Source organism: Nocardia transvalensis NBRC 15921 (genome assembly GCF_000308875.1).
GTDB classification, from domain to species: domain Bacteria; phylum Actinomycetota; class Actinomycetes; order Mycobacteriales; family Mycobacteriaceae; genus Nocardia; species Nocardia transvalensis.
Genome location: NZ_BAGL01000075.1, coordinates 1 through 7940, shown reverse-complemented (window position 1 = coordinate 7940; position 7940 = coordinate 1). Strand labels below are relative to the sequence as shown.

The 7940-nt window shown below is 69.2% G+C and carries 6 protein-coding genes; 5 read left to right on the top strand and 1 reads right to left on the bottom strand.

Going from position 1 to position 7940, the window contains the following annotated elements; translation table 11 throughout:
• Nucleotides 1-1383 (top strand): 3'-5' exonuclease (locus ON41_RS27160; protein ID WP_040750683.1); only part of this gene is annotated, 1383 nt, incomplete at its 5' end.
• Nucleotides 1384-1560: 177 nt separating this feature from the next.
• Here the strand turns inward: ON41_RS27160 and ON41_RS27155 are convergent.
• Nucleotides 1561-2751 (bottom strand): M23 family metallopeptidase, encoded by a 1191-nt coding sequence (locus tag ON41_RS27155; RefSeq protein WP_040750682.1) that lies wholly within the window; start codon nucleotides 2749-2751, stop codon nucleotides 1561-1563.
• A 582-nt stretch (nucleotides 2752-3333) separates the two neighbouring features.
• Here ON41_RS27155 and sucC point away from each other — a divergent pair.
• From sucC to ON41_RS27135, 4 genes are all read left to right on the top strand, one after another.
• Complete coding sequence (sucC, locus tag ON41_RS27150) at nucleotides 3334-4500, top strand: ADP-forming succinate--CoA ligase subunit beta (RefSeq protein ID WP_040750681.1); 1167 nt, start codon at nucleotides 3334-3336, stop codon at nucleotides 4498-4500.
• 13 nt (nucleotides 4501-4513) lie between these two features.
• A complete protein-coding gene (gene sucD / locus ON41_RS27145; RefSeq protein ID WP_040750680.1) occupies nucleotides 4514-5428 on the top strand; it encodes a succinate--CoA ligase subunit alpha in 915 nt (304 codons plus the stop codon).
• 422 nt (nucleotides 5429-5850) lie between these two features.
• On the top strand, nucleotides 5851-6942 hold the full coding sequence (locus ON41_RS27140) for a DUF5336 domain-containing protein (protein WP_040750679.1): 1092 nt from the start codon (nucleotides 5851-5853) through the stop codon (nucleotides 6940-6942).
• A gap of 137 nt (nucleotides 6943-7079) precedes the next feature.
• On the top strand, nucleotides 7080-7940 hold an 861-nt coding region (locus tag ON41_RS27135), incomplete at its 3' end, for a cell division protein PerM (RefSeq protein ID WP_246829614.1).

Below are 7940 nucleotides of genomic sequence, written 5' to 3'. Positions count from 1 at the left end.
AACGAGCACGACGAGGCGTCGTTCGTGGCCCGCGAGATCGACCGCCTGATCGACCAGGGCGACTACAACTACAGCGACGTCGCGGTGTTCTACCGCACCAACAACAACTCCCGCGCGCTGGAGGAGATCTTCATCCGGATGGGCCTGCCCTACAAGGTGGTCGGCGGCGTCCGCTTCTACGAGCGCAAAGAGGTCCGCGACATCGTCGCCTACCTGCGGGTCCTGGAGAATCCGGACGACGCGGTGAGCCTGCGCCGCATTCTCAACACCCCGCGCCGCGGCATCGGCGACCGCGCCGAGGCGTGCGTGGCCGTCCACGCCGAGCAGCGCGACATCGGATTCGCCGCCGCCCTGCGCGATGCCGCCGACGGCAAGGTGGCGCTGCTGAATACGCGTGCGCAGCGGGCGATCGCCGGTTTCGTGGACATGATGGACGAGATCCGCGCGGCCGGCGCCCAGGCGGATCTGGACTTCCCGGATGTCGGGGCCGTCGTCGAGGCGGTGCTGGAGCGCACCGGCTATCGCGCCGAGCTGGAGGCGTCCGACGATCCGCAGGACGGCGCCCGCCTGGACAACCTCCACGAATTGGTCAGCGTCGCCCGCGAATTCAGTTCCGAGGCGCGCAACAACGTCGAGGCCGCGCGGGAGGAGGGCCTGGTCCCGGAGGCCGCGGAGGGCGAGCCGGAGCCCGGATCGCTGGCGGCGTTCCTGGAGCGGGTGTCGCTGGTCGCCGATACCGACCAGATTCCCGACGAGGGCACGGGCGTGGTCACGATGATGACCCTGCACACCGCCAAGGGCCTGGAGTTCCCGGTCGTCTTCGTGACCGGCTGGGAGGACGGGCAGTTCCCGCACATGCGCGCGCTGGGTGACCCGGCCGAGCTGGCCGAGGAGCGCCGCCTGGCCTACGTCGGCATCACCCGTGCCCGCCGCCGTCTGTATCTCACCCGCGCGGTGGTGCGCTCGGGCTGGGGGCAGCCGGTGTCGAATCCGGAATCACGATTCCTGCAGGAGATCCCGGGCCACCTGGTCGACTGGCAGCGTCTCGAGCCCGCCGCCTCGCCGGTGGGCCGCGGCTTCCGCCGCCGCGGCGACGACGAGGGCCTGGAGCGCGACTGGACCCGCGGCGACGGCTGGTCGGAACAGCAGCGCCCGGGCGTGCGCGACCGCGGCCCACGCCGCCCGGCCCCGGCCTCCGGCAAGCGCAACAACACCAACCTCGTCCTCGCCGTCGGCGACCGAGTCAGCGACGACAAATACGGCCTGGGCCGAGTGGTCGCCGCCGAGGGCTTCGGCGCCCTCGCCACGGTCACCATCGATTTCGGCACGGCGGGGAAGATCCGCCTGATCCCCCAATACAGCCGCACTTTGGTCAAGCTGTAGCGGTCGTCTTCATGTTCCCGGCCAAAAGCATGCCGGGAACATGAAGGGACGGGCCTTGCCCTCAGCGGGCTGCACTCTCATTGCCCCGGCACCGCACTCTCATTGCCCCGGCACCGCACTCTCAATGCCCCGGCACCGCACTCTCATTGCCCCGGCACGCTTTTGGCCGGGGCCGCCTCAGTCCCGCTCGGGCCCCAGCGAAATACCGCGGGAGGCCAGCCAGGGGATGGGGTCGATGGGCTGGTTGCCGTTGAGGTGGACCTCGAAGTGGCAGTGGGGGCCGGTGGAGAAGCCGCGGTTGCCGACGGTGGCGATCTGGTCGCCGGCCATGACGCGCTGGCCCACGCTGACGGTGGTGGTGTCGACGTGGCCGTAGACGGTGACGGTGCCGTCGTCGTGGCGCAGGCGGACCCACATGCCGAAGCCGGAGGCCGGCCCGGCGTCGATCACCGTGCCGTCCTCGACGGCGTAGATGGGGGTACCGATCGGTGCCGCGACGTCCACACCGTTGTGCGGTGCGCCCCAGCGGAATCCGAAGGTGGAGGTGAAGTTGCCGTAGGCGAACCGGGTGTACAGCGGGCGCAGCTTGGCGGCCTCGGCCGCGGCCAGGTCGGCGGCAAACTGCTGGCCGTGCTGCAGGATGTCGCTGAACTGGTTGATATCCGTCAGTGGGGCGACGCTCACCAGCTGTGAGGACTGGGGCGCGGCGGCGGCCGGATCGGCGATGCTCACGGCCTGCGGCGCGATCTCGTGCACCTGGCCGTCGGCCTGGTAGTCGGCGGTCGAGCTGTGGTTCTGGCCCGTCGCCTGCACGGTGGCCTGGCCCGCGGCGACGACCGCGCCCGCGGCGACCGCGACGACCGCGGCGCGGCCCTTGACCGCGGTGGGCGGCGGAGGCATCCGGTGCGCCCCGGCGCGGCGGGCCTGGACCCGGGTGGGCCGGGCGATCGGCTCGGCGGGGACGGCGGTGCCGGAGTCGGTGCGCGGCCAGCCGCTGTCGAACGGCTTGTCGTCGTCGGCGGCGCGGTAGTCGTAGTCGCCGTGGTCGGTGGAGTCCGACGTTTCCCACGCGTCCCAAGAGGGCTCGGACGACTGCGGGTCCCAGGACGTATCAGCGGACTGCGCGTGCCAGGCGGGGCCGGAAGATTGTTGGTCCCAGGCATTTTCCGCGGGAGACGGGGTCCACTGGCCGGGCCCGGCGCCCCACGCGGGGGTCTGGGAGGGCCGCACGGGAGCGGCCGCGGGACCGGCGTATCCGCCGAACGAGCCCGGGTCGCCGAACGGGCGGGGACCGAAGGCCTCACCGTCCTGGCGGTAACGCCGTGCGGACTGGGCTCGATGTCCCTGCTGAAACGGGTCCGTGCTCATCGAACGGTGTCCGACTCGGGGCGAAGCGGTACAGAAGACGGATCGCCTGCGAAGCGGCTCTCTACCTGCGGAGCGCTGTGCTGCAACAAGCCTGCCGTCCTCCTGTGTCGTTTCCGAGTCCCACCATGATTACGCATGTTGTGCCGTCCGCGGGACGTATTGTTCCCGCCGACGTCGTGACCGTGCTGTGACATCGACCGCATCGACGGTAACGAAACGATTGCAGCTCGGCAAGCGCTACGGTCCCTCTGTCCTGACATGTGAGATTGATCACGATAACAGAGGGGAATATCCCGCCACCGACCGGGGAATCGGGCGCGCGCAATCGACGACGACATGTAGTAGTCGGAGCCGTATCTCGAGCTTCTCCGGTGCGACCTGGCTGGGCCGCCGCAACCTACTCGCCAGTAGCCTTGGCCAGCGGTTTTGGTGCCCCGTATGCACTCCCGTGACCTGCGCCACTTAGGCTGTATGCGGCTGATTTCCCGTCCGTGTGACTGATTAGAGTCCGACCCGACCCGCTCTCCGACGACGGGCCCCAACAAAGTCGTTGTACAACAACGCAGACGAGACGGTGAGTACATGGATCTCTTCGAATATCAGGCGAAGGAGCTCTTCGTGAAGCACGGAGTGCCTTCGTCGGAAGGCCGGGTCACGGACTCGGCCGAGGACGCCCGTGCGATCGCGACCGAAATCGGCAAGCCTGTGATGATCAAGTCGCAGGTCAAGGTCGGTGGACGCGGTAAGGCCGGTGGCGTGAAGTACGCCGCCACCCCCGAGGACGCCTTCACCCACGCCTCCAACATCCTGGGCCTGGACATCAAGGGCCACGTCACCAAGAAGATCCTGGTCGCCGAGGCGAAGGACATCGCCGAGGAGTACTACATCTCCTTCCTGCTCGATCGCGCCAACCGCACCTACCTGGCCATGTGCTCGGTCGAGGGCGGTATGGAGATCGAAGAGGTGGCGGCCACCAAGCCCGATCGCCTGGCCAAGGTCCCGGTCGACGCCGTCAAGGGCGTGGACCTGGCGTTCGCCCGTTCCATCGCCGAGCAGGGCCACCTGCCCGCCGACGTCCTGGACGCCGCCGCGGTCACCATCCAGAAGCTGTGGGAGGTGTTCGTCAACGAGGACGCCACCCTGGTCGAGGTGAACCCGCTCGTCCGCACCCCGGAGAACGAGATCCTGGCCCTCGACGGCAAGGTCACCCTGGACGAGAACGCCGACTTCCGGCACGCCGACCACGCCGAGTTCGCGGATATCGACGCCACCGATCCGCTGGAGCTGAAGGCCAAGGAGAACGACCTCAACTACGTCAAGCTCGACGGCGAGGTCGGCATCATCGGCAACGGCGCCGGCCTGGTCATGTCGACCCTGGACGTGGTCGCCTACGCCGGTGAGAACCACCAGGGCGTGAAGCCCGCCAACTTCCTGGACATCGGCGGCGGCGCCTCGGCCGAGGTGATGGCCAACGGTCTCGACGTCATCCTGAACGACGCTCAGGTCAAGAGCGTGTTCGTGAACGTGTTCGGCGGCATCACCGCGTGTGACGCCGTGGCGAACGGCATCGTGAAGGCCCTGGAGATCCTGGGCGACGAGGCCAACAAGCCGCTGGTCGTCCGTCTCGACGGCAACCGTGTCGACGAGGGCCGCCAGATCCTCGCCGACGCCAACCACCCGCTGGTGACGCTGGCGCAGACAATGGACGAAGGCGCCGACAAGGCCGCCGAGCTGGCTGCGGCCAAGTAAGGAAACAGGTCAAATGTCTATCTTCCTGAACAAGGACTCCAAGGTCATCGTCCAGGGCATCACCGGCGGCGAGGGCACCAAGCACACCGCGCTGATGCTGAAGGCGGGCACCCAGGTCGTCGGCGGCGTCAACGCCCGCAAGGCCGGCACCACCGTCTCGCACACCGACAAGGACGGCAACGCCGTCGAGCTGCCGGTGTTCGGCGGCGTCGCGGAGGCCATCAAGGAGACCGGGGCCGACGTCTCGATCGCCTTCGTGCCGCCGAAGTTCGCCAAGGACGCCATCATCGAGGCCATCGACGCGGAGATCCCGCTGCTCGTGGTCATCACCGAGGGCATCCCGGTGCAGGACACCGCCTACGCGTGGGCCTACAACGTGGAGAAGGGCAACAAGACCCGGATCATCGGCCCCAACTGCCCCGGCATCATCACCCCGGGCGAGGCGCTGGTCGGCATCACCCCGGCCAACATCACCGGCAAGGGCCCGATCGGCCTGGTCTCCAAGTCGGGCACCCTGACCTACCAGATGATGTACGAGCTGCGCGATTTCGGCTTCTCGACCTCCATCGGCATCGGCGGCGACCCGGTCATCGGCACCACCCACATCGACGCCATCGAGGCGTTCGAGAAGGATCCCGAGACCAAGCTCATCGTCATGATCGGCGAGATCGGCGGCGACGCCGAGGAGCGGGCCGCGGCCTACATCAAGGCCAACGTGACCAAGCCGGTCGTCGGCTACGTCGCGGGCTTCACCGCCCCCGAGGGCAAGACCATGGGCCACGCCGGCGCCATCGTCTCCGGTTCGTCGGGCACCGCCGCGGCGAAGAAGGACGCGCTGGAGGCCGCGGGCGTGAAGGTCGGCAAGACGCCGTCCGAGACCGCCGCCCTGGCGCGGGAGATCCTGGAGAAGGCCAGCGTCACCGCCTGAGCGATGTCGTGACGCACCAAGGCCGCCTTCCCGTTTCGGGGAAGGCGGCCTTGGTCGATTTCGGCACGACTTTCTTTTTTCCGGCACGCTTTTGGCCGGAACCTCGCCTATGGATTCCGGCCAAAAGCGCGCCGGAAAAGAGGGAATGTGCCTAGGCGGGAAAGGGTGGGTGGGTCAGGGTGCTGGGAACACGTGGCACAGGCCCAGCGCGCGCACGACCATGCAGAACATTTCATTGATATCCATGGGGATACCTCCAATCGCTTCTCTCCACCACACGATCGGACGCGTCCACGGGTTCAGCGGCATCGGCCCAGGACCGAGCCGGACGCTGTGCCCGTGACCAGGACGCGTGATTGCAGTAGCGTCAGTGAGGGCATCCAGCCGTGTAGACCATGAAGGACTCGATAGGAGACGACGACATGTCATACCCGACCGGGGGCTCCGGGTACAACGCGCCCGCACCGACGCCCTCTTCCGCGACCAGCTTCGGCCAGCCGGGAAGTGGTGCCGATGCTGGTTCCGGCACCTCGGAATCGAGTGCCAAGGGGCTGCCGTTCTTCCTGGCCGTGGGTGTCGCCGCCCTCGGCGTCATCAACTTCCTGCTGGGATTCACCGCGTACGCCACCACCAAGGCCCAGGATCTCGGCATGGGCGTGAAGACCGAGTCCCAATCGGAGACCTTCTTCAAGGCCATCGGCATCTCGCCGCTGCTGGCGTTCCTGCTGCTGGGCGGGCTGCTGGCCGCCCTCTCGCTGCTACCCAAGCAGAACTGGACCGGCGCCGCCGCCGCGGCCAGCGCCGCCGGTTTCCTCGGCCTGCTGGTCCAGTCGTTCACCCTGCCCGAGGAGATCAGCCTGGCGTGGGGCGCCTGGGTGGTGCTGTTCCTGGGTCTGGTGCAGACCGCGGCCGCGGTGGTCGCCGTGCTGTTCGAGACCGGGATCCTCGCGGCACCCGCGCCCAAACCGGCCGCGGCCGGATTCGGCCAGCAGGCCTCCTACGGCCAGGGCCAGCAGCAGTCCTTCGGCCAGGGCCAGCAGGCCGCCTACGGGCAGCAGCCGCAGGCGGGTCAGCAGGCGTCCTACGGCCAGTACGGTCAGCAGGCGTCCTACGGCCAGGGCCAGTCGGCGCAGCAGCCGGGGCAGCAGTCCTACGGTCAGTACGGTCAGCAGTCCTACGGCCAGCCGGGCCAGTACGGCCAGCAGCCTTCCGGTCAGCAGCCGACCTACGGCCAGCAGGGCCAGCAGCAGTACGGTCAGCAGTACGGCGCCCAGCCGGGTGCGCAGTCGGCCTACGGCGCGCAGCCGCCGCGTCCGTCGCAGCCGGCCGGTGACGAGAACGCCACCCAGCACATCTCCGCGCAGCCGAGCCAGTCGGGCCAGCAGTACGGATCGCTGAACTTCGGTCAGGCCGGCCAGCCCGGCCAGAGCGCCCAGCCGTTCGGCGAGGGCCAGACCGCCAACCCGGCCGCGGACGCCACCAAGGCCTTCCGTCCCGAGGACGACCAGAAGTAACCGCGCGACCGTCGGCGAGTCAGCCGCGCCCCGACCGGCGCGCCTGACTCGCCGACGCGTCTGCAGGTGTCACGCTGAACTCTCGTGAGCCAGGTGCCGGGGCTTCTCCGGTCGCCCACGATCGGCAAGGTGGTGTCATGAGGTCCTCTCTGGTCCGGTGGGACGAGAACCGGGAGCCGGCGGGCACATCCGCTCGCCGCCGCACCGGATCCGGTCGCCCACCGCCCGAGGACAACGTCTTTCTCTCCCTGAGCCCCGAGCGGGCCAAGGTCCTGCTGTTCATCGCGGCCCGCACGTCGAGTTTCACCATGGTCACCGTGGTGGTCCTCGTCCTGGTCACGCTGTGGGCGGCGGGCAGCGCCATGACCGGCGCGTCCGGCGCGATCGCGGCGGGATGGCTTGCGGTGCACCAGGTTCCGCTGGTCATCGGCAAGACCTCGCTGGGCGTGCTGCCGCTGCTGCCGACCGGGCTGATGCTGTGGTCGGTCGCCCGCGACTGCGCCCGCGCGGTGGAACCCGACGCCACCCGCGCCGATCTGGGCTGGATCGTGGGCGCGGCGCTGTCGGGTCCGCTGCTGATCACCGCTGTCTGCCTGGCCGTCGCCGAGGACGCGTCGGCGGTGGTGGCGCTGCAGCCGCCCGCGACGCTGGCCGCGTTCGGCTGGGTGCTCGGACTGCATCTGGTCGCCGCGGTGATCGGGATAGCGAGCCGTCGACATCCGGTGCGCGAACTCGTGCTCTCCTACCTGCCCGAATGGGTGGCGCCGGGCGCGCGGGCGGCGCTGCGGGCGCTGGGGCGGCTGCTGCTGGTGGCGGGCGCGGTCACCCTGATCTCGTTCCTCGCGCACTGGTCGTCGATCGGCGACACCTATCGGGCGGCGGGCGGCGTGGTCGGCGCCCTCGGCCTGACGCTGCTGTCGCTGGCGTATCTGCCGAACGTGCTGATCGATGCCGCCGCGCTGCTGGTCGGGGCCGACGTGCACATCGGCGCGGGATCG

Bases quoted from the DNA above. Each gene is read 5' to 3' on its own strand.
- sucC (WP_040750681.1), top strand. From the start codon at position 3,334: ATGGATCTCTTCGAATATCAGGCGAAGGAGCTCTTCGTGAAGCACGGA.
- ON41_RS27140 (WP_040750679.1), top strand. From the start codon at position 5,851: ATGTCATACCCGACCGGGGGCTCCGGGTACAACGCGCCCGCACCGACG.
- sucD (WP_040750680.1), top strand. From the start codon at position 4,514: ATGTCTATCTTCCTGAACAAGGACTCCAAGGTCATCGTCCAGGGCATC.
- ON41_RS27155 (WP_040750682.1), bottom strand. From the start codon at position 2,751: ATGAGCACGGACCCGTTTCAGCAGGGACATCGAGCCCAGTCCGCACGG.